This window comes from Zooshikella sp. RANM57, assembly GCF_050749885.1.
Lineage (GTDB): Bacteria > Pseudomonadota > Gammaproteobacteria > Pseudomonadales > Zooshikellaceae > Zooshikella.
Genome location: NZ_JBOIUB010000001.1, coordinates 439,850 through 461,804 on the forward strand (window position 1 = coordinate 439,850; position 21,955 = coordinate 461,804).

Sequence of the window (21,955 nt, forward strand, 5' to 3'; positions counted from 1 at the left end):
AACTCAGCGTGGAGATCACTAGATGATTTATGAAGGTCAGGCCATAACGGTTAAGCTCCTGGAAGAGGGTATTGCCGAGCTGCAATTTAATCTGCAAGGCGAATCGGTTAATAAATTTAATCAACAAACACTACTGGAACTACAGGAATCTGTTACGGAGCTTAAGGCAAATAGTGCAGTAAAAGGTCTGGTGGTTACGAGCGGCAAGGATGTGTTTATTGTCGGGGCAGACATTGGTGAGTTTTTAGGAAACTTCTCCCTGCCTGAAGAAGAGTTGATGGCATTAACCCTGGATGCGAATGCTATTTTCAATGCATTTGAGGATCTGCCATTTCCTACGGTGATTGCGATTAACGGCATCGCTCTGGGTGGTGGTATGGAAATGTGCTTAGCGGGTGACTATCGTGTCATGGCATCCTCTGCACGTGTCGGATTACCTGAAGTTAAACTCGGTATTTACCCAGGATTCGGTGGTACCGTTCGCTTACCGCGTCTGGTAGGTGCTGATAATGCCATTGAGTGGATTTGTGCAGGCAAAGAGCATGATGCTGAATCAGCGCGCAAGATTGGTGTGGCCGATGTGGTCGTACCCTTGGATAAGTTACATGACACCGCAGTCAATTTGGCGAAGCGCTGTGCGAGTGGTGAACTGGATTATCAGGCAAAACGTCAGCCAAAATACGATAAATTAAAGCTGAATAATATTGAGTCGATGATGGCATTTGAAACCTCAAAAGCCTATGTCGCCTCCCAGGCTGGACCTAATTATCCGGCGCCAGTTGAAGCCATTAAAACCATGCAAAAAGCATCAACTAAAGGTCGGGATGATGCATTGAAAATCGAGGCGAAAGGCTTCGTAAAAATGGCTAAAACCAATGTAGCCAAAAACTTAATCAATCTGTTTTTGCATGATCAGGCGTTAAAGAAACAAGCCAAGGACTATCAGGAAAAGGCCGCTAAGGTCTCTAAGGCTGGCGTTTTAGGGGCGGGGATTATGGGTGGTGGTATTGCCTATCAATCTGCCTACAAAGGCACGCCTATTGTCATGAAAGACATTAATCAGCAGGGTCTGGATTTGGGCTTGCAAGAAGCAGCCAAGCTGTTGGTAAAACGGGTGGATAAAGGTCGCATGTCAGCCGCAGGCATGGCTGAGGTGTTAAACCGTATTGTTCCTGTGTTGTCTTTCGGTGAGTTAAAAAATGTTGATTTGGTGGTGGAAGCGGTTGTTGAAAACCTGCAAATAAAACATAAAGCATTGCCTGAAGTTGAAGCTCAGCTTGCTGAAGAAGCCGTGTTAACTTCCAATACTTCAACGATTTCTATTACAGAGTTAGCCAAACCACTTAAGCGTCCTGAGCAATTCTGTGGTATGCACTTTTTTAACCCTGTGCATATGATGCCATTGGTTGAGGTTATTCGTGGTGAAAAAACCAGCGAAGAAACCGTTGCCACTGTGGTTGCTTATGCTAAGTCGTTAGGTAAGACGCCTATTGTAGTCAATGACTGCCCAGGCTTTTTGGTTAACCGCATACTGTTTCCTTACTTTGGCGGTTTTGCGTTGTTACTGCGTGATGGCGCTGACATGGTACAAATCGATAAGGTGATGGAGCGCTTTGGCTGGCCTATGGGTCCTGCATATCTGCTGGACGTTGTCGGGATTGATACTGCGGCACATGCTGAAAAAGTGATGGCTGATGGTTTCCCTGATCGAATGAAACGCGACTTCAAGAGTGCGTTAGATGTTCTGTTTGCTGAAAAACGTTATGGACAGAAAAACGGGTTAGGCTTTTATCGTTATGAGCCTGATAAGCGAGGTAAGCCGAAGAAAAAAGTGGATGCTGATGTTTCCGCATTACTTAAAGAGGTAACGCAACCCGCACGAGAGTTCACTGAAGAAGAAATTATTGCACGAATGATGATTCCACTGTGTCTTGAAACCGTGCGTTGTCTTGAAGACAACATCGTTGCCAGTGCGCATGAGGCTGATATGGGCTTGATTTATGGCATAGGCTTCCCTCCCTTCCGTGGCGGTGCCTTACGTTATATTCAAGACATGGGCATTGCTGAGTTCTGTGCACTAGCAGACCAGTACGCTGAGTTGGGGCCACTTTACCAGCCCACAGCAAAACTTCGGGAAATGGCAAAGAACGGCCAGGTTTTTTTTGATAACTAATTCAGTGACTGGAAGAGGGTACAAGAACCATGAGCTTACAACCAAGAGATGCTGTCATTGTTGATTTTGTACGGACCCCTATGGGCCGTGCCAAAGGTGGAATGTATCGCCATGTGCGGGCGGATAGTCTTTCAGGCAAGCTGATTACTGCGCTGTTAGCACGTAATGCGGATGTAAACCCCGCTGAAGTGGAGGATGTGATTTGGGGGTGTGTTAACCAGACCCTAGAGCAAGGCTGGAATATTGCCCGTATGGCCATGCTGATGACACCCATTCCACATACTTCCTGTGGTCAGACTGTCAGTCGCCTGTGTGGTTCATCAATGTCTGCTTTGCATACTGCAACACAAGCGATCATGACCAACAATGGTGATGTGTTTGTGGTCGGTGGGGTTGAGCATATGGGCCATATCAACATGATGCATGGTGTTGATCCAAACCCAGAGCTAAGCCTTTATGCGGCTAAAGCGGCAGGGATGATGGGAATTACCGCAGAATTTCTCAGTAAAATGCACGGCATTGGTCGTAAACAGCAGGATGAATTTGGTGCTCGATCTCACCAGCGGGCACATAAGGCGACAGTTGAAGGACGTTTTGCCAACGAAATTGCGCCGATGGAAGGCTTGGATCAAAACGACAATTTAACCATATTTGCTGAAGATGAAACGATTCGTCCAGAAACCACTTATGAAACGCTGAGTCAACTTCGACCCGCGTTTGATCCCAAATCGGGTACAATTACAGCAGGCACGTCATCACAAATAACTGATGGTGCATCTGCCATGTTAGTAATGTCAGCCCAGCGTGCTAAGGATTTAGGTTTAACGCCTATTGCAAAAGTGCGAGCGATGGCGACAGCAGGTGTAGACCCTTCTATTATGGGGTATGGACCTGTACCTGCAACCAAGAAAGCGTTGAAGCGCGCGGGTTTGACCATTGATGACATTGATTATTTTGAACTCAATGAAGCGTTTGCTGCACAAGCATTACCTGTATTAAAAGATTTAAAATTACTTGACAAAATGGATGAAAAAGTCAATCTCAATGGAGGAGCAATTGCGCTTGGCCATCCATTTGGTTGTTCTGGCACCCGAATCTCTGGTACATTGTTGAACATTATGCAACAGCAGAACGGTACTTTGGGTATAGCCACCATGTGTATAGGACTTGGCCAAGGGATCACTACGGTCTTTGAACGGGTCTAATATCCGATATACGTCAAAAGCCGGAGGTTAACTCCGGCTTTTTTGTTTCAAGAGGCTTTATTTTTTATTGTGTTGTCATTGTTTTTATGAGCCTGCGTGACTAATAGTATATTGAAGGTAAATTCAGTTTGATGACCATTGTGGCGTGGAGTACAGGTTGTTGCTTTTAGTACATATTGGAGGAATTTCGTTTCTTTACTCGCTTGAATGTGTGTGAGATCGTCCTTATATATGTCGCAAAATTCAATAGATTTTCTATCTTTATGGATAAATTTACGTTTGTTCTGGAAATGACAGGTCAGCATGGGTAAATCATTAGTAATTGTTGAGTCGCCAGCAAAAGCAAAGACAATAAACAAATACCTGGGTAGCAATTATATCGTTAAGTCCAGTGTGGGTCATATTCGTGACTTACCCGTAAGTGGTAGTAATAAAGCGGTAGACCCTAAGGCACGCGCAAAAGCGGCGGCAGAAACACGTAAACTGACGCCTGAACAACGCGCTATCCATAAGGAGCGTAAGGCTAAAGAGCAACTTGTTGGTCGCATGGGGGTTGATCCCGAAAATGACTGGAAAGCACAATATGAAGTGTTGCCAGGCAAAGAAAAGGTGGTGGATGAGTTAAAGAAGCTGGCTAAAGGGGTTGATCAAATTTATCTGGCAACGGACTTGGACCGCGAAGGAGAAGCCATTGCCTGGCATTTACAAGAAATCATTGGTGGTGATAGTGAACGCTATCGTCGTGTGGTTTTTAACGAGATTACCAAGAAAGCCATTCAGGAAGCATTTGAACATCCGGTTCAGGTTGATACAAATCGAGTCAATGCACAACAAGCGCGGCGATTTTTGGACCGAGTAGTGGGGTATATGGTTTCTCCACTGTTATGGGCAAAAATTGCTCGGGGATTATCCGCGGGGCGTGTACAGTCAGTGGCTGTTCGATTAATTGTTGAGCGGGAACGAGAAATTCGCGCCTTTGTACCAGAAGAATACTGGGAAGTTTTTGCAGATTTAACTGCCGATAATGGTCATGCATTACGTTTACAGGTGACCAAGCAAAATGATAAGGCTTTTCGACCTGTCAATAAAGCACAGACAGATGCAGCCTTAGCTCAACTGCAAGAAGCCAGTTATGTTGTCAAAAATGTTGAGCAAAAACCCACTAAAACCAAACCACCTGCACCTTTTATTACCTCGACCCTACAGCAGGCTGCCAGTACCCGTTTAGGTTTTAGTGTTAAAAAGACCATGACGTTAGCACAACGACTGTATGAAGCGGGTCATATCACCTATATGCGTACAGACTCAACGAATTTGAGTCAGGATGCAGTGGACAGTTGTCGTGAATATATTACAGAACATTTTGATAAAACCTACTTACCAGAAGCCGCTAATCGTTACTCCAGCAAAGAAGGGGCACAAGAAGCGCACGAGGCAATTCGGCCTTCTTTTGTCAATGCCAAACCTGGTTCTATTGATGGTTTGGAGCGGGATGCAGAGCGCTTATATGAATTAATATGGCGGCAGTTTGTTGCGTGTCAAATGTCCCCTGCAGAATACCTCAGTACCAGTATTGTTGTCGGAGCAGGTAACTTTGAATTAAGAACACGTGGTCGAGTGTTAAAGTTTGCGGGCTTCACTAAAGTACTCGCGCCTGTTAGTAAGAAAGGTGAGGATATCATTCTTCCAGAAGTAACGGTTAAGCAATTATTGGCTCTGCAAGAACTCGATCCTAGCCAGCATTATACCAAGCCTCCTGCCCGTTATACGGAAGCTTCTTTGGTAAAAGAGCTTGAGAAAAGAGGTATTGGACGTCCCTCAACGTATGCTTCCATTATTTCCACTATTCAGGACCGTGGTTATGTGAAATTAGAAGGGCGTCGTTTTTATGCCGAAAAAATGGGCGATATTGTCACGGATCGGCTGACAGAAAACTTCAAGGATTTAATGGATTATAGCTTTACGGCCAATATGGAAGAGAATCTAGACCATATTGCAACAGGTGAGTTGAATTGGAAACAGTTGTTGAATAGTTTTTACTCAGACTTTTCACGCAAGCTTTCGCTCGCCAATGATACTGAAAAAGGCATGCGGGCCAACGAGCCCACCATGACCGATATTGACTGTCCTTCTTGTGGGCGAAAAATGCAAATTCGTACGGCCAGTACCGGTGTATTTTTAGGCTGCTCTGGTTATGCTTTGCCCCCCAAAGAACGTTGTAAGTCAACCATCAATCTGGTGCCTGGTGAAGAAGCGGTTGCTGCCGATGATGAAGAAGGTGAGGTCAATGCACTGCGAGCTAAACACCGTTGCGCCAAGTGCGGCACCGCGATGGATAGTTATCTTTTAGATGCACAACGTAAGTTGCATATTTGTGGTAATAACCCAGACTGTTCTGGCTACGAGATTGAAACTGGTCAGTTTAAACTGAAGGGTTATGAGGGGCCTGTCCTTGAGTGTGATAAGTGTGGTGCTGAAATGCAGCTTAAAACTGGGCGTTTTGGTAAGTACTTTGACTGTACCAGTGACAGTTGTAAAAACACCCGTAAGCTACTTAAAAGCGGTGAACCTGCGCCACCCAAAATGGACCCTATCCCAATGCCTGAACTGGCTTGTGAGAAAGTGGATGATACTTATGTGCTGCGTGATGGTGCATCCGGCTTATTTTTAGCGGCAAGCCAATTCCCGAAAAATCGTGAAACACGTGCGCCGTTAGTGAAAGAATTATTGCCTCATCAACAAGCGCTGGAGGCTAAGTATCACTTTTTACTGTCAGCGCCTCAAAGTGATTCCGAGGGGAATCCCTCAGTCATTCGCTACAGTCGTAAAACACAAGAGCAGTATGTAATGACTGAAGTGAATGGAAAAGCCACAGGTTGGCGAGCTTTCTATCGTGATGGAAAGTGGGTTGCAGAACAGACTAAACGTAAAACGGCCGCTAAAACCAGTAAGAAAAGTGCAGGGGTTTAAATAGTCACTGTAATTAGCCGATAAATGATGAATTATACATTAATTGTTTTATAGGCATTTTTTTATAGGCATTGTTGTATAGGAAATGTCCTGTTTGACAGACACAACACCGTTACCAGCTTGCCAACGCTATGTTGATGTACGCTATCAGCGCGCAGCGCAACTGATGCAGTATTGGCAGCAGCATTCCGCAATGGATACTGAACAAGGCGAAAGTGTGCCTGTTCAGCATTCTTTAGCCGATGCCTTTGTATTGTTGATGTGGCAAGCTGTAGTGGGTTGGGTTCGTGAGTTAAATGCACATTACCATTGTCAGTGTGAGGCTACTCAGTTACTTCATCCTGAACAACTATCTGATGAAGCTTCTTTACCTGCGGACTTACAGCATTTGTTTGAGTTAGCCAGGCAATCTAATTCCTGGCTTGCTCAGTTATTATGTGCGGTTAAACAGGTTGCTATTGGTGCAAGCTTGATCACCTCTCCATCTTTATCTTCCTGGTCATCAGCAGATACAACAGATGAAGAAAGTAATACCCGTAAAAAAAATAAGTTTAATAATCAAATACCCGTAACCCATATTGATACTCAAACAGAAACAACTTCTTTGTTACAGGCTAGTGACTTTCAAGTTAATAACATGGGTGTCCAAGGTAATAACATGAGTGTTACTGATTTAGTCACTCAGTTTGGCAATGCATGGTTGACTTCTTTTTTAGAAGAGATTAATCGAGCACGAATGTTGTTAGTAGAGTATTAAATAACCCTCGCTATCTTCCCTGATCCCTGAACTGTCATGCAGTTGGTTTTATAAGAAGAACATAATAATTAGCAATTTGTCATGTTAGCTTCATTTTTTAATTGTTATGGTTTGAAAAGACTCTCACCTATACTGAAGATGATGCATGCTGGAATATATCTAACCGGAAATAGCAGTCACTGTTGGTGATTTACGCAATAGTGGTCATTTTTTGGCTGTTTTTTGATCTTTTTTGGTTGCGTTTGTCAAGATATGGGATTGACCTTCACACTAAAGAGTGTTGTTTTTTTAAGCGTCTTTAACAGGTAATAAATTAATTATACTGTTTGTATTGGTAGGCGTTCCCTGATAACTTTATGCTTTCGGGTTGTGCCTTGCTCTTGTAGTGGTAGAATGGCCAAAGTGTTTAACTGTTATTGAGAAGAAATCATGCCTTCTTATTTGGAAATTATTGAGTTACCGGATGGAGATATTGCATTGCAGCGAACGGACGCCGAAGAAGAGCAGCCACTGGTAACTATCAGCTTTTCTGAAGAGGCAAAAGCAATTTTGCAAGAGAACCACGTTGAGGTCGCCAAGGCAATGATGAGTGCTGGTATTCAGATGGTAGGCCTCATGTCAGAGTCAACGCTGGAAGCTGATGAAAAAGACCACGTTTTGCATTAACAGGCATCCTGCCAATAAACGTTGATGCATACCTACCGTTTTTAGGCCATTAGCTGTTGCTGGTGGCGACTCTTTTGTTGTAAGTCCCTTCTTTTCCTAATAAATTTCTTCGTTGTTGGTGATATAGCAATTTAGCAATGGTTAATTCACTTATATTGTTAGACAAGAATTTTTTGTAAAATATTAATCGCTTGACTATTACCCCGTTGGGCAGCGTTCTCCAGTAATTCCACCGTATGCTCATCAACATAATCCAGCCAACAGACGACAGTATGACTTTTTCCCATTTGTAAAGCTTGTAAGGTTAATTGCAATAATGAAACCTCACTCGTTGCTGTGAGAAACAGTGTTGTTTGCCGATTAAGTTTGGAGTCCTGTAACCAGCGTACGGTAAGAGACTTAAGTTCGGGAGGGCAAACAATTGTCAGCCAACGTTTACTGCCATCATGATTAAGATCCGCTAATATGGAGGGTATTATTGATGCCAGAAGTTGCTCAGGCCCTGAAAAAACAAATTCACTGACTCGACCTCGTTTACTGTTTTTATGATGTTGTCGTTGCATAATAGGTCGGGCTTCAACCTGAATAGACATGAATATCCTTCCATTTTTTCCAAAACCCGAGACGGATAATACCAACAAAGCATAATTTCAACTTTGCAGTAATTCACTCTTATTGTGTTTTTTACTTTATTAATAAACTAAAGTGATTAACATCTACTTTCTTCTTAATGATCGTGATTGAGTAAGCACTTGCAAAAAATAATTAAAGGGCACCGCTAAAAATAGTGATGAAATGCTTAAGACTTATAAAGCGGCTTGGCAGGATTTTTAGCGGTGCCCTATATTATATAAATTTATTTTTGCTACTTAAGTCACATTTTTTTGATTGACTAAAAAATAAGTTACTCAGAGTGTAAGTCAATGGTTTTTTTAGCTATTTTTTGTGTGCCAAAATACAATAAAGCTTTGCAATTTAAACCGTGATATTAGTAAGAAAGAGTATTTTAAACAGGGCAGGATACTTTGTTATATAGATAATAATGCAGTTAAAAATGGTGTATTAAATAAGGGACGTTACGTTACCGCTTATAAAGACCAGTGGAATTGCATTGGCAAGAGGTAATTGTAGGAGCACTAAGTGACTTATTCTGATAAGTAAAAATAACAAGAAGCATTGGCTGAATTTTTAACGTGAAGCTTTTATGCATTTGAAGCATAGGTAAAGTAATTTGGTCAAGTTTCTTTTGCTTATCAGTAGGAGGCAGGGAGGTTGTAATGAAAAAAGTAACACTTTTTACACTCACGTGGATGTGTGTGTGCACAGCGACAGCCGTTTATGCTGTTCCACCACACTATCCGGACCTGACCAAAGGTGGTAATCGGTGGCTAGTCACCTTTTACAATGATACCAGTCCTAATCATGATCAGTGGGCAACACAAGGTATTTGTTTTTATCCAACAGGTAATGTAGGTACACATCAGCAGTATGTGTGGGTTTCAGATACTTACCCCGATTGGAATGGCAGAGCAACACAAGAAGGCGATCAAGTCTTTATGCATGGTGATTTTCAGTGGTATTACAATATTCCTTATGCAGGACATGATGCACTGCAGTGGGAAATTGTTACTGGTCAGAGGACGATTGGTAGTGGTCATTGGCAAGAATGGCTAACCGATGAGAAGTTTGGTCGAACTTTCGGCTGGGGTAATGCGCTGTGGCGTCGAGTGGGTAAATGTGAAATCGATAATGCCGATGAAGCATTAGAAAAATATCGGGATCTACCCAGAGACAGTAATAGTACGCCATCGAGAGCGTTAAAGGATAGCAAGATTTAGTATTGGTATAGTAAAATAAATGTACAATAACAAATAAAAAATAGTCATCATCCATCAGAGTGTTGATGTGATAATCATGCTGTCACTTTCTGGTGGATGTAGGGCAATGGCGTATAACGTTAGCTTAGCAGCCATTTCTTAACCCGCTTCGAACATGCCGTGAATCCTTATCTGAAGGGTTGTTTGCCATATCTTTGTGGCAAACAGATCAACGTGCGTTATCCTCCTTGTGTTGACCCTTAGAGTACATCGGAATACGACAGCTGTTTGTTTAATAATCAATATTTATAGGCAATTACCCTGATGATGGATGAAATTACAGCTGAGAAATAAGGGTTGAGCGTTACTATTTGTTTTTTTTGTTAGCTATAGGTTTTTCAATATAGGTATAAATAATTTTTGCCGTGAAGTTAGTGTCTTTATCTTTAGGAATATTGGTGAGTCCTTGATAACGAATAAGTTTTTGTTCTTTTTTTTCATAGGTAATAATAATTGGGTCTATGAAAAAACCACCAATAAATGAGTCTAGGCTCATCGTGAAGCTTACCGTTGTTGAATCTTCCTGAGACTTCTTAATTTGAAATGTGTAAGTGCTATTGTCATCGATGGCTAAGAATTCAAAGCGAAAGGATTGGTTGGCGAGGAGTTTTGACCAATGCCTGCGAATAAACGTATCGAAACCGGCATCAATTACCAGGTTTGGTTTAAGCGGTAGTTGATGTTCTTGCCGTTGGTTGTTCTCCTCGTGAATGATAATGACGTTATTTGACTTAATGAGTACAGATTCGCGTTGGTTTAATTTCAATTTATTAAACACAATAGTGGGGGTAAGTGGCGTTGTTTCATAGTCTACTGTTTTGGTCGCAAAGGTTTTACCATCAGCTGTGGTATAAGTAACCGTATCTCTAAGGGGCATGGTTACACTCAGTGTGTTTGTCTTTGCTGGTTTTACAAGGTGAATGGTATGCTTTTCAATATAAACGAGTTGGCCTGATTTTAAATCAAAGGCTTTACCTGTTGCTTCAACAAGGGTAGTCGCTGAGAGGGGAAATGCTATCATGAATAAGAGTATGGTGAGCAAATAGGCCATACGCGTCATAATCAATCTATCCTATTGGTTTTGCTGTTTCACGCCACACTGTTAGATACGTCACATCGACATATACGTCATAATGGGCGTATTTCATCTTGTCATTTATCGTATTGGTAATTGTTGAACTATGGCGTTTCAAGGTATAAGTGTACACGACTGTTAAGCTTTAAGGTACGGGTGATATGCCCCCAATGTTTGTTGAGTAGTTTTGTTTGTAAACCAGAACGCTCTGCTTTTTTTAGGGCTTTTTCAATGATTTGCTGATATGAGGCATAGGCCGGGGAAAGGTAAAAAATAAAGTCTCGGTGATAAATTAATGCTAGTCGGGGTTCAATCATTAAATCAGGGTGTTCTGCTGCTTCATTAAGCACTTCATTAACACCTCGTGGAAAATAATCCACACCTCGGTTGCCTAAGGCCAGTGGCTTATAGACTTGCCGCCAGTCACCTTCCAACGGAATAAAGTTGAGTGAATTGGTTTCCCATACTTCTGCATCATACCAGGTTTTACCTAGTGCACCGACCACTGGAAGCTGACGAAACTCATCCAGAGTATTGATGTTTTGATAGATAGAGGCTTTACCTTGAGGAATGAGTAAAACACGAATGCCGATTAAGCCGCCTGTTAAATTGACTTTAACAGGCGTATAACGAGCATCTCGAGCAGGTGTTTGTAGCATCCAATGTAAACTAATTCGACCTTCTTCTAGGTATTTAATAATGCGGGTTTGTGGTGTTTCAGGGTAGGCTATGATGGTTGCTGGCTGGTTGATAGCTTGTAAAGCAGAAGATAATAATTCATGGAAGTAGAGGTGGTTATTATTACTAAAGCTCATCATATGTAACTGTAGAACAGGCTTTGGCGATGTAGCTAAAGCAACTGAAAAGGGCATGAGTAATATACAACAGAGCATGAGTCTCTGAAACGCCATAACCTATCCTACAGTTGACTTAAATTTCACTTTTTTTAAATTAATGTTTCCTTTAAGCATAGTTTATTTTGGAAAGAATTGTCAGCGAGAGTTTACGGCTTATGTATAGTCTTACTCGCTGACACTGGCTGGTTTTTCAGTTACTTACGACGTGACCATCTCATTGATAACAACCCTAACCCAAACAATGCAAGAATACCTGGAGTTGGTACGGGAGGTGGTTCATCAGGCGTAATGACACGGGCAGCCATAATAAAGGCCTGCTCATAACCATCATCTTCATCATCCAGGCGAATATCAGCATGTAAGGTATAGTTTTCAGGATTAACTAGATTGCGCATAGCTTCGTCAAGAGAAGACGATACTACACCGTAAGCTGCGTTATCAGCCCCCAGGTTATGACTGAAGTAAATATCATCATTATCTGGGTCATTATTACAACCTGGGTCAGGAATAAATGTATCTGGATCAAGACACACATCACCTGCCGCAAGTACCCAGTCGTCAGCATTGGGGTTATCGGCACCACCTGTTTCGTTCGCACGCAAGTAAAAAGGACCTAAGCCAGAGTCATTGCCATCATTATCCGTAATCCAGACTTTTGCCCAAGCCAGTAAGGCTTGAGAACCGAAAGGTTCATCATCACTGTTTAACTCATTGTGGTTAAACATCACCACCATTTGAGTTTCTGCACCTAAAAAATCTAATAAAGTACCAACATTGATATCCCAACTGTCTTCTAAATCATTGAAGTTAGCCTCACCACTAATACCGCCAGGGTCGGCCACACCAGTTAAGTTTGGATCAGCTGTCACGGTGCTGAAGTCCAGTGAGTTAGATGATCCGCCAGAAGGGGTTTGATAAGCTGGGTCAATAAGATTACTGATATCGGCATTACTATTAACGCCAGCATTATTGGTACCAGTGGCAATCACGATATACTCACCATCCATACCTAACTCACCTGGAGCAGACTTAATGTACCAGGGTTCACTCGGTTGAATTGTTGTTCCATAAGGTCCAGGAACCAAACCAACTGAATTATCTGCTTGGGTAAAATAATTCAATACAGGCATTGAAAATGAGGAAAAATCATCATATTGAATTGCATAAGGCAGCATCACTGAAGGCAACATATAAGGTAATTCAGCTGCCTGGCTAAAAGGTGCTGAAATACCTGCCGTCACAAGTAATGCAAGTGGTAGTCTTTTAAATGGAGTTTTCATGGCACATTCCTAATTGATTTTGTTTAGACAACTGGTACTCAGCAGGAACTATTCCAGTTTTAAAAAAGTACTTTCATTCAAATACTTATTAACCATGAAAGTGAATGAATCATCGTTTTTGTAAAATTATTTGGCTGGTTAACATAGAACAAACTAACTGATGTATGCCGAAAATTAATTTAATGGTGAGATAAATCAGGGAAAGTATGGTTTAAAACTAGTAAGGGAATGTAAAGTCAGGTTGTTGTGATTTTTAAATGAATAGATATTAGCTGATGCAGATTTTTATAGCGGTTTAAAAAATACAATATTGTTGAATTGTTTTACAAATAATGAATTAGAGGAGATGATTTTAATGGCTAATAAAATTGTCACTAATAATTATTGTTGCTCTGGTGCTTATGCTACTTGGTACGTGGCTTTAAGATTATAGTGGCTATTAAATTATTAGTCTGGTTGGCACTATTTATGCCTAGCCCTAGCTTACCTTTATCGCTGTAGATGTTTTTAAGAGGTTTATCAATTACAAGGAGGCTAGAGATGGTACTGTTGGATGAATCATCTGTAAATGAGTTATTGTTTAAACGTTTACTTGATATTCCTGAGGAAAATGAGTTTAGGTTAAAAAAGTATAAAAGTTCAGTGAGTGAAAAGATAAAAGAGCAGTTTGTTTTTCAAGAATTTACGCAAGATGGGCAGTTGAATGCCAGTTACAAAGTGTTAAGGGTAAATCCGAATCATTATTATGATGCACCCTTAGTTTATGCAAAGTTTGATGCTTATGGAATGAAAGTCGCGCAAAGTTTTATACATAATGATTAGTTTTACACGCCTTTTTAGGCTAGCGAAATAACTATTCGTTGTGTATTAAATTAGTCATATTTTATCAGCCGATTTGGTGTGTTTGATCTTTAATCAACACGTCACGTCGGCTTGTTAAGTTTTTATGACTTTCTGTTCGATATAAAAACTAAGGTATACACTTTTATGACAAGAGGACGTTAAAAAAGGACATTTAAGCTATGTACTCAATTGGTCGTGTAAAAGGATTTACATTGATTGAGTTATTGATATCGATGATGCTTGGATTAGTACTAATGGGCGGGATGATTAGTATTTTTAACGCCAATCAGCAATCCTACCGTATTGTTAATGGATTATCCCGATTACAAGATAATGCTCGCCTGGCATTTGACTTAATCAGTCACGATATCCGGATGGCAGGTTATATGGGTTGCCTTTCAAAAGTAAGCTCAGGAGATTTTATTAATCGTTTAAAGCCTTCTGAAGTTAATTATTTGATGGATATGGGGACTCTTTTTTCAGGATATATTTACAAAAGTGGCATATGGTCACCAACACTGAATACTCAAATACAGAACCTTAACCCCAGCACTTCTGCGGATATATTAGTGATTCGACGTGCTTCTGATGAGGGCGCTAAAGTAACCAAAGCGATGCCCGATACTTCAGCGGATATTAAAGTAGAGGCGAATATTTCACTGGCTGCTGAAGAGATTGTTCTGATCAGTGACTGTACAAAAGCCACTTTATTTCAAATAACAAATATAGCTTCAACTAAAGGCGGTTCTGAATACAACATTGTTCATAATACAGGTGGGTCAATTGACCCAGGTAATGCAAAAAAAGAGTTAAGTGATGATGGTATTCCTTATGGCGAAGATGCGGCTATTTATAAAATGCAGTCAACCATTTATTACTTGGCCAATTCTACTTTTCCAAATAACCAAGGTAATACTGTTACGTCACTGTGGCGTCAGGAAGGCTTAAATGCTGCAGAAGAACTGGTCAGAGGTGTTGAAGAAATGACCTTTCTGTATGGCGAGGATACCAATGTTGATCAAGTACCCAATCGCTATGTTACTGCCGATTTAGTATCTGATATGAGTAGCGTGGTGGCTATTCGTATTCACTTACGTTTAAACACGGTTGATGAAGTGAGTAGTCAGGGAAATACTATTGCCCGTGATTTTGACTTTTTTATTAAAGTAAGAAATACCTAGCGTGTATTATTTTTAGATACCTTCCGGGGTTACTACTGCTTACCGTGCTCCCAGCACCTGTTTCACAACCCTATTCAAGCATTGCGACCCCACATTTTGCTATACCTCAATCATAATTAAATGAACACCTGTGGTCTTTCAATGTACGTTAATGGTTGACCAAGTCTCCAGCAAGGATTCACGGTGTTTTCGAGTAGGGATTAGCCAGGCTTTATCAAAGGGACGATAATTTTTTTACACCACTATTATAGGAAATATGTTGTATAGCCTGATTATCTGAAATATAACGGAGTCTGGTTGTTGAGTCACTTATCAATAAGCGTTTTCTTGTTGTCTAACTAAAAGGTAACATCTTGATATTTTGATATTTTTTTGTATTGGCAACCTCCTTGCACTATTGAGGGTGGAACAGTTTGAACACTCAATAAATATGGTAAAGGAGAAATGAAAATGCGCTTATCAAAACTTACTCAATTATTTGCGGTTTCTTGTCTTGCTGCTGCTGTAAATTCACAAGCAGGTATACTTGATCTATCAATTGTTTCGGGTTCTGGTATCTTCCAAAACCCTACTGTAGGTCCAGGTGCAATTCCTCCCGCAACTATTGTTGACGCTGATCTTGGTGCGGACCTAAGCAGTACATTAAGTTGGGGGGTACCTTTTAGTGCTGGTGGTGACCAAAGTAATTTGGAACTAGTAAGTCATAAAACAATTTCAATAGCGGCTTTGGATACTCCTTATGAGCTGTCAATTATCACACATAATAATAATGTGTTGGATGGTTCATTTGCTACTTTAGAGACTGCTCAAATTTTAGGTGCTTTATCTCTGAGTAGTACACTTGGAGTGGGTTTCCAGTCAGCTTCTATTGAGGGTACGGCTTTGGCTCTCGCAACAGCAGCTCAAATTGCAGACCCTGATGTTCCTGCTTTAGTACCTGTTGGAGATTATGGCAAGACATTAGTGACATTATTTGATATTGAATTTAATGAAACACTCAATGCCGCAGGTTGTCCTTTTGGTAATCCTCAGGGTTCAATATGTGATGACTTTTTCTCATTAACGACGTTAGCAGGCTTTCCTGTAACGATAGATTTAATGATTGATGATATGGCCTATGAATTATTCATTTATAGTTCATTTGATGCAGATGGCTCAACGATTGAGCTGGGTCCAGACTACTTTACCGCTGAGAACGATGCAACTGCTTTATATACCTTTGGTACATTAACTAAAGTGCCTGAGCCTACTTCTGTGGCTTTATTAAGCTTGGGTTTACTGATGGCTGGCCGTCGTAAGTTTAAAAAATAAATTGTGTCTGGTATTTGCTTCTTTGTTGAGTATTAAAAAGGTGTGTTAATTATTAGCCTGGTTGTACTTAGTAGTAAAGGCTCCGCAAAGAAGGTTTTTTATTAAGATTATTAGTTTCTCTGCTGAAAATAGAGTGTGTTTGTTTGATCTTGGTAATGGTTTGTAGAATACGGGTAGTGTATTTTTGATTTAAGATTAGGTTAAAAGTGGAAGGGATATATAAGGAGCAACAAAGTGAATAATCAATATACTGGACATGTAAAATGGTATTGTCAAAATAATGGAATAGGGTGCATTGATATTGATGGAGTTAGCAAGGTTTATATTAATCATATGAGTTTTAATGAACCAGGTCGTTATCAGCTAAAACCTGGACAAGAGGTAAGGCTTCATCTTTCAGGACAACACCATGGCACTCATTTAGCAACGCATGTTATTCCTTTATAGACTTTTTTTGATCAGGATGATCTTTAATAATGTTTTTGTCTAAAGTGCCTGCTAGCAATTCTCACCTCCTATATACTCTATTAGGCAAGGAAGCCTGTTAGGGTAGCTAATTTTAAATTATTCCCCTTTAATTAATTTTAGAAATAATGATTTTATCCTTATGCATTATAAATGCAGGCAATTACATATAAAAATAATTCGTGATGAGTATAAGTTGTGCCAATGCAGTGCTTGAATTATTTGTTCATCCCCAACAAAAGACCATCCTTGGTCTTTACTGCGCTATGATCTCACTACTAAAGAATAGGTTTTAATATGATTACAGTATTACACTATTTATTTTAAAGAAATATTTCAAGTGTTAGTCCTGCATCATTTTTAACGTGGTAATAAAGATTAAACCCCATTCGTTGAAGGCATAGACTGTTTTAAATAGCATACAGCTTGTAGTTTTAAGAGCGCTTTAGCATAATGCGGCGAAGGAAGGAAAATGACAATAATTATTCACTAAAATGTAGGCGTGTTTTTATATCCGTCATAAAGGGTATAAAACGCGTTAGGGTGTGTGGTAACGATTATGAATCAAGCGTCGACTATTTCAAAACCTCAATTTATTTGGGAAGACCCTTTGTTGATCGAGCAACAGTTATCCGCTGAAGAACGACAGATCAGGGATAGTGCGAGAGATTACGCCCAGCAAGCGCTAGCACCTAGAGTCACAGAAGCATTTCGAAAAGAGTTTTTTCACCGAGAAATAATGAGTGAAATGGGTCGTTTAGGTTTATTAGGTTGTACATTACCTGAAGCCTATGGTTGTGCCAATGTTAATCACGTAGCCTATGGTCTTGTTGCCCGAGAAATAGAACGTGTGGATAGTGGGTATCGCTCGGCTTTAAGTGTCCAGTCGTCATTAGTGATGTATCCCATTTGGGCATTTGGTTCTGATCAACAAAAACAAAAATATTTGCCTTTATTAGCTAAAGGGGAGTGGGTGGGATGTTTTGGTTTGACGGAACCTGATGCAGGGTCAGACCCAGGCAGTATGTTAACCCGGGCAGTAAAAGTGACAGGGGGGTACCGGCTTACAGGGAACAAAATGTGGATTACCAATTCACCTATTGCTGATCTCTGTGTGGTCTGGGCCAAACTTGAGGGGCAAGTGCGAGGCTTTTTAGTGGAAAGGGATTGCAAAGGGCTGTCCACACCGGCCATTCATGGCAAATTTTCATTGCGTGCCTCTGTCACAGGTGAAATTGTACTGGATGATGTGTTTGTCTCTGAAGAACAAATTTTACCCAATGTGGCTGGCTTAAAAGGTCCTTTTAGCTGTCTAAATAAAGCCCGTTATGGCATTTCCTGGGGGGCGATAGGTGCGGCTGAGTGTTGTTGGCATACTGCACGTCAATATACGTTAGATAGAAAACAGTTTGCCCAGCCTTTAGCGGCTAACCAACTGGTGCAGTTAAAGCTTGCTGATATGCAAACTGAAATCACATTGGCATTACAAGCCAGTTTGCGTGTAGGGCGACTCATGGATGAACACCAAGTGACGCCAGAAATGATATCTATGGTCAAGCGTAATGCCTGTGGCAAGGCGTTAATCATTGCTCGGCAGGCACGGGATATGTTAGGTGGAAATGGGATTGCTGATGAATTTCCTGTGATTCGTCATATGCTCAACTTGGAAGCCGTCAATACCTATGAGGGTACCCATGATATTCATGCTCTGATTTTAGGAAAAGCGCAGACCGGGATTTCCGCATTTAGTTAATACCGCTTTAGCGAATGAGGCTAAGAATGAATGGTACACAGGCCAGGGAGGGTAGAATGAGGCAAGTGGATGAAGCCCGAGTAAATGCGTTCTGCGAATTAGTTGCAAAAGATCAACTACCTAAAAGAGAGCATCAGGTTGGCCTCAAAGAGGCGGGGATCACGCCTGAATTAGTCAAGGATATGTTTCATAGTCAACTGCTGAGTCGGTTGCTGGATTTGAAAGCCCGGCAAATGCAGCAACAGGGGCAAGGGTTTTATACCATTGGTAGTGCTGGGCATGAGGGGAATGTCGTACTGGGCCAGTTGTTGGGGTTGCAGGACATATTGTTTTTGCACTACCGCAGTGGTGCACTGTTTATGCAAAGGAGTAAATTATTACCCGATAGTACACCTCTTTATGATATGTTACTGGCCTTTGCCGCTTCGGCGGAAGATCCTATTGCCGGTGGGCGTCATAAGGTCTTTGGCAGCTTACCACTGAATATTCCCCCACAAACCAGCACGATTGCCTCACACTTACCCAAAGCGGTGGGTACAGCCTATAGCATTCCTTTACATAAACAGTTGAACAGCCAAGGTGTTCTCGCGGGTGATGCACTGGTGATGTGCAGTTTTGGCGATGCATCACTCAATCATTCTACGGCACAAGGTGCTTTAAATACTGCAGCATGGATTCATTATCGGCATTTACCTTTACCTTTATTATTTGTCTGTGAAGATAATGGTTTAGGCATTTCAGTGAAAACCCCCAATGATTGGGTGGCCATGAGCTGTAAGCAACGGCCAGGTATAAAATATTTTTATGCCGATAGTTTGGATATGCTTGCGGCTTATCAAGTGTCAATTAAAGCCGTTAATTATGTGCGACGTTATCGTCGTCCTGCATTACTGCATTTAAAAGCGATTCGTTTATATGGCCATGCAGGTTCTGATGCGCAAACCAGTTATCTATCCCCCCAAGAAATTCAGCGACAAGAACAGCAGGACCCACTGTTATACAGTGCACGAATAGTACGCGATCTTAATATCCTGTCGGCACAGGAAATTATTGCTGGCTGTCAGCAGTACTGGGATCAAATATCTCGGGTGGCCCAGGAAGTCGTGAAACGTCCTAAACTAACCTCTCGACAACAGGTGATGTCAACTATCACGGCCTGCTCGCAATTGAGGTCAACTCCAGATTTACCCTCTGAAGCTGAGCGTAAATCATTATTTGGCAATGAATGGCGACAGTTGAGCCAACCTCAGCCACTGAATAAATTACTGAATTATGCTTTAGCAGATTTATTATTACAGTATCCTCAAATAGTGATCTGTGGAGAGGATGTGGGGAAAAAAGGTGGCGTTTATGGCGTGACCAGTCGATTACAGCAAAAGTTTGGTCCTGCCCGGGTGATGGATGCTTTATTAGACGAACAAAGCATCCTGGGACTGGCTATTGGGTTAGCGCATAATGGCTTTCTACCTATCGCAGAAATACAGTTTCTGGCGTATTTACACAATGCTGAGGATCAGTTACGGGGAGAAGCGTCGACCTTAGCGTTCTTTTCGCAAGGGCAATTTACCAACCCCATGGTGATCCGGATAGCGGGGTTAGCCTATCAACGAGGTTTTGGTGGTCATTTCCATAATGATAATTCATTGGCTGTATTACGCGATATTCCCGGTTTGGTGATAGCGTGTCCGGCTAATGGGGCTGATGCCGTTGCGATGTTACGCCGTGCAGTAGCTTATGCCTGGCAACAGCAACGGGTGGTGGTTTTTATTGAACCGATAGCATTGTATACCACAAAAGATTTACATCAGGCTGGCGATAATTTATGGGCCTTTCCTTATCCAGAACCTGCCACGAATAAAGTAATAGAGATTGGCGAGTTTGGGGTGTATGGCAACAAAGCGCCTATCGCCATTATCAGCTATGGGAATGGTGTGAGATTGGCACAACAAGCAGCCCGCATACTTGAACAACAGGATGGCTTGCCCATCAAACTGATTGATTTACGGTGGTTAGCACCTATTCGTGCAGAGGCATTAGTCAAAGAAATTCAGGACTGTTCTCATATCCTCATCGTCGATGAATGCCGACAAACAGGCTCAATCAGTGAACAACTGGTGACGTTATTCGTTGAGCAGCTTCAGCCCCTGCCTGTGGTGGAGCGCCTTACGGCAGCGGATAGCTTTATTCCATTAGGCCCAGCAGCCAATTTGGTACTTCCTCAATGTGACGAAATTGTTCAGCGAGTACGGCACATGTGGCATAACTATTCTGGGGTTAATCATAACTATTCTGGAGTTAATCATAACTATCCTGGGGGTAATCATGACATGCCGTCTACTAACTCAGAGCTGACAGCAGGAGGCATCGCATGAAGCAGTCGCAAACGGCGGTTAAAACAGCGAGGCAAAAACAAACTGCCATTGTGGTCTGTCCAGGTCGGGCGAGTTATCAACGGGCTGATTTAGGGTATTTACAACGTTTTCATGCTCATCAGGGGGCGTTGTTGTATGCGCTGGATGAGTATCGATTACAGCATCATTTAAAGACGATAAGTGCATTGGATCAGGCAGAACGTTTTCAGCGACCGTTACATAACTCGGGTGAAAATGGCGCTGCACTCATTTATGCCTGTAGCTATGCTGATTTTTTAGCCATTGAGCAAGATCAGTTTGATATTGTAGCCGTGCTGGGGAATTCCATGGGTTGGTATACGGCACTGGCAGTGGCGGGTGCATTATCGCCTGTTGCAGGATTGTCATTGGTGACCACTATGGGGCGGTTAATGGATCAGCAGGGGACAGGCCAACAACTGATTTATTCCTGGGTGGATGATAAATGGCACTACCAACCTGAAGTGCGGGCTAAGGTGATGGAAACGATGGATGATATTACGCATGCTCATGAAGATGCTGAGCTGTCTATTTCCATTGAGCTAGGTGGTTACTTAATTATTGCAGGGAACGAGCTGGGTATTCGTTTATTAGCACAACAATTAGAACCTCAGCCTGGTGGTTACCCTCAAGTCATTGCAGGACATGCCGCCTTTCATACCTCGTTGATGCAGACTATATCCACTATTGCGTGCCAACGATTACAGGATTTACCGCTTAATCCACCGACTACCCCATTGATTGATGGACGGGGGCATCAATGGCTGCCTTGGACAACAAGGGTTGATGAATTAATGCAGTACACGTTGCAAACCCAGGTTACAACGCCTTATGACTTTAGTTGCAGTCTTGAAGTGGCTATCAAAGAGTATGCACCTGACCGTATTATTTTATTAGGACCAGGTAATACGCTGGGTGGACCATCAGCACAAGTGCTTATCCAACAACAGTGGTATGGTTGGCAGAATAAACAACAGTTTGCACAACAACAGGCACAGCAGCTTAACTTAGTCTCAATGGGATTAGCAGATCAACGGACAGCAGTCACGCGCCTTCAGCCCCATGCGATTGATCACTTATGATAGTGGATGTCAGGTGTAGTTGATGTGACAAATTGGTGTGGCTATTTTGTGTGACTAGGTAAGGGATTGT

Annotated in this window: 17 protein-coding genes; 13 read left to right on the forward strand and 4 right to left on the reverse strand. The window is 41.8% G+C overall.

All coding sequences use genetic code 11. From position 1 onward, the window contains the following. Positions 1–22: 22 nt before the first annotated feature. From fadB to ACQ96U_RS01565, 5 genes are all read left to right on the forward strand, one after another. Complete coding sequence (gene fadB / locus ACQ96U_RS01545) at positions 23–2,173, forward strand: fatty acid oxidation complex subunit alpha FadB (protein ID WP_431719465.1); 2,151 nt, start codon at positions 23–25, stop codon at positions 2,171–2,173. Positions 2,174–2,202: 29 nt separating this feature from the next. Further along, on the forward strand, positions 2,203–3,378 hold the full coding sequence (gene fadA / locus ACQ96U_RS01550; RefSeq protein WP_431719466.1) for an acetyl-CoA C-acyltransferase FadA: 1,176 nt from the start codon (positions 2,203–2,205) through the stop codon (positions 3,376–3,378). Between the two features lie 303 nt (positions 3,379–3,681). Further along, positions 3,682–6,348 (forward strand): type I DNA topoisomerase, encoded by a 2,667-nt coding sequence (topA, locus tag ACQ96U_RS01555; protein WP_431719467.1) that lies wholly within the window; start codon positions 3,682–3,684, stop codon positions 6,346–6,348. Positions 6,349–6,442: 94 nt separating this feature from the next. Further along, positions 6,443–7,105: a hypothetical protein gene (locus ACQ96U_RS01560; protein WP_431719468.1), complete on the forward strand. Its 663-nt coding sequence runs from the start codon at positions 6,443–6,445 to the stop codon at positions 7,103–7,105. A gap of 429 nt (positions 7,106–7,534) precedes the next feature. Then, positions 7,535–7,771: a hypothetical protein gene (locus tag ACQ96U_RS01565; protein ID WP_215819395.1), complete on the forward strand. Its 237-nt coding sequence runs from the start codon at positions 7,535–7,537 to the stop codon at positions 7,769–7,771. 158 nt (positions 7,772–7,929) lie between these two features. Here the strand turns inward: ACQ96U_RS01565 and ACQ96U_RS01570 are convergent, their stop codons facing one another. Further along, positions 7,930–8,364, reverse strand: coding sequence for a SulA-like leucine-rich domain-containing protein (locus ACQ96U_RS01570; RefSeq protein WP_431719469.1), 435 nt, complete (start codon positions 8,362–8,364; stop codon positions 7,930–7,932). A 684-nt stretch (positions 8,365–9,048) separates the two neighbouring features. Between ACQ96U_RS01570 and ACQ96U_RS01575 the strand changes: the two genes are divergently transcribed. Beyond that, entirely contained in the window at positions 9,049–9,609 is a 561-nt protein-coding gene (locus ACQ96U_RS01575; protein ID WP_431719470.1) for a hypothetical protein, read from the forward strand. Between the two features lie 346 nt (positions 9,610–9,955). Here ACQ96U_RS01575 and ACQ96U_RS01580 read toward each other — a convergent pair whose 3' ends face one another. From ACQ96U_RS01580 to ACQ96U_RS01590, 3 genes are all read right to left on the reverse strand, one after another. Further along, the gene (locus ACQ96U_RS01580; RefSeq protein WP_431719471.1) at positions 9,956–10,708 is read right to left on the reverse strand and encodes a hypothetical protein; all 753 of its coding nucleotides are present in this window, start codon (positions 10,706–10,708) and stop codon (positions 9,956–9,958) included. A gap of 119 nt (positions 10,709–10,827) precedes the next feature. Then, positions 10,828–11,634: a hypothetical protein gene (locus tag ACQ96U_RS01585; protein WP_431719472.1), complete on the reverse strand. Its 807-nt coding sequence runs from the start codon at positions 11,632–11,634 to the stop codon at positions 10,828–10,830. Positions 11,635–11,774: 140 nt separating this feature from the next. Then, positions 11,775–12,860, reverse strand: a complete 1,086-nt coding sequence (locus ACQ96U_RS01590) for a hypothetical protein (RefSeq protein ID WP_431719473.1) — start codon at positions 12,858–12,860, stop codon at positions 11,775–11,777. A 540-nt stretch (positions 12,861–13,400) separates the two neighbouring features. Here ACQ96U_RS01590 and ACQ96U_RS01595 point away from each other — a divergent pair. The 7 genes from ACQ96U_RS01595 to ACQ96U_RS01625 all read left to right on the forward strand — a co-directional run bounded on the left by ACQ96U_RS01595 (position 13,401) and on the right by ACQ96U_RS01625 (position 21,885). Further along, complete coding sequence (locus tag ACQ96U_RS01595) at positions 13,401–13,682, forward strand: hypothetical protein (RefSeq protein ID WP_431719474.1); 282 nt, start codon at positions 13,401–13,403, stop codon at positions 13,680–13,682. A gap of 200 nt (positions 13,683–13,882) precedes the next feature. Then, positions 13,883–14,884, forward strand: coding sequence for a PilW family protein (locus tag ACQ96U_RS01600; protein WP_431719475.1), 1,002 nt, complete (start codon positions 13,883–13,885; stop codon positions 14,882–14,884). A gap of 450 nt (positions 14,885–15,334) precedes the next feature. Continuing rightward, positions 15,335–16,195 carry a PEP-CTERM sorting domain-containing protein gene (locus ACQ96U_RS01605; protein WP_431719476.1) on the forward strand — a complete coding sequence of 287 codons (861 nt, stop codon included), beginning with the start codon at positions 15,335–15,337 and terminating at the stop codon, positions 16,193–16,195. 234 nt (positions 16,196–16,429) lie between these two features. Beyond that, positions 16,430–16,642: a hypothetical protein gene (locus tag ACQ96U_RS01610; RefSeq protein ID WP_431719477.1), complete on the forward strand. Its 213-nt coding sequence runs from the start codon at positions 16,430–16,432 to the stop codon at positions 16,640–16,642. A gap of 577 nt (positions 16,643–17,219) precedes the next feature. Beyond that, on the forward strand, positions 17,220–18,413 hold the full coding sequence (locus ACQ96U_RS01615) for an acyl-CoA dehydrogenase (protein ID WP_431719478.1): 1,194 nt from the start codon (positions 17,220–17,222) through the stop codon (positions 18,411–18,413). Positions 18,414–18,439: 26 nt separating this feature from the next. After that, entirely contained in the window at positions 18,440–20,785 is a 2,346-nt protein-coding gene (locus ACQ96U_RS01620) for a thiamine pyrophosphate-dependent enzyme (RefSeq protein WP_431719479.1), read from the forward strand. After that, positions 20,782–21,885, forward strand: a complete 1,104-nt coding sequence (locus ACQ96U_RS01625; protein WP_431719480.1) for an ACP S-malonyltransferase — start codon at positions 20,782–20,784, stop codon at positions 21,883–21,885. The genes ACQ96U_RS01620 and ACQ96U_RS01625 overlap by 4 nt, the downstream gene beginning before the upstream one ends. The last annotated feature ends 70 nt before the right edge of the window (positions 21,886–21,955 follow it).

Excerpts from the sequence above, each read along its gene's own strand:
- fadB (WP_431719465.1), top strand. The coding sequence starts at position 23 with ATGATTTATGAAGGTCAGGCCATAACGGTTAAGCTCCTGGAAGAGGGT.
- fadA (WP_431719466.1), top strand. The coding sequence starts at position 2,203 with ATGAGCTTACAACCAAGAGATGCTGTCATTGTTGATTTTGTACGGACC.
- topA (WP_431719467.1), top strand. The coding sequence starts at position 3,682 with ATGGGTAAATCATTAGTAATTGTTGAGTCGCCAGCAAAAGCAAAGACA.
- ACQ96U_RS01565 (WP_215819395.1), top strand. The coding sequence starts at position 7,535 with ATGCCTTCTTATTTGGAAATTATTGAGTTACCGGATGGAGATATTGCA.
- ACQ96U_RS01570 (WP_431719469.1), bottom strand. The coding sequence starts at position 8,364 with ATGTCTATTCAGGTTGAAGCCCGACCTATTATGCAACGACAACATCAT.
- ACQ96U_RS01575 (WP_431719470.1), top strand. The coding sequence starts at position 9,049 with ATGAAAAAAGTAACACTTTTTACACTCACGTGGATGTGTGTGTGCACA.
- ACQ96U_RS01580 (WP_431719471.1), bottom strand. The coding sequence starts at position 10,708 with ATGACGCGTATGGCCTATTTGCTCACCATACTCTTATTCATGATAGCA.
- ACQ96U_RS01585 (WP_431719472.1), bottom strand. The coding sequence starts at position 11,634 with ATGGCGTTTCAGAGACTCATGCTCTGTTGTATATTACTCATGCCCTTT.
- ACQ96U_RS01590 (WP_431719473.1), bottom strand. The coding sequence starts at position 12,860 with ATGAAAACTCCATTTAAAAGACTACCACTTGCATTACTTGTGACGGCA.
- ACQ96U_RS01595 (WP_431719474.1), top strand. The coding sequence starts at position 13,401 with ATGGTACTGTTGGATGAATCATCTGTAAATGAGTTATTGTTTAAACGT.
- ACQ96U_RS01600 (WP_431719475.1), top strand. The coding sequence starts at position 13,883 with ATGTACTCAATTGGTCGTGTAAAAGGATTTACATTGATTGAGTTATTG.
- ACQ96U_RS01605 (WP_431719476.1), top strand. The coding sequence starts at position 15,335 with ATGCGCTTATCAAAACTTACTCAATTATTTGCGGTTTCTTGTCTTGCT.
- ACQ96U_RS01615 (WP_431719478.1), top strand. The coding sequence starts at position 17,220 with ATGAATCAAGCGTCGACTATTTCAAAACCTCAATTTATTTGGGAAGAC.
- ACQ96U_RS01620 (WP_431719479.1), top strand. The coding sequence starts at position 18,440 with ATGAATGGTACACAGGCCAGGGAGGGTAGAATGAGGCAAGTGGATGAA.
- ACQ96U_RS01625 (WP_431719480.1), top strand. The coding sequence starts at position 20,782 with ATGAAGCAGTCGCAAACGGCGGTTAAAACAGCGAGGCAAAAACAAACT.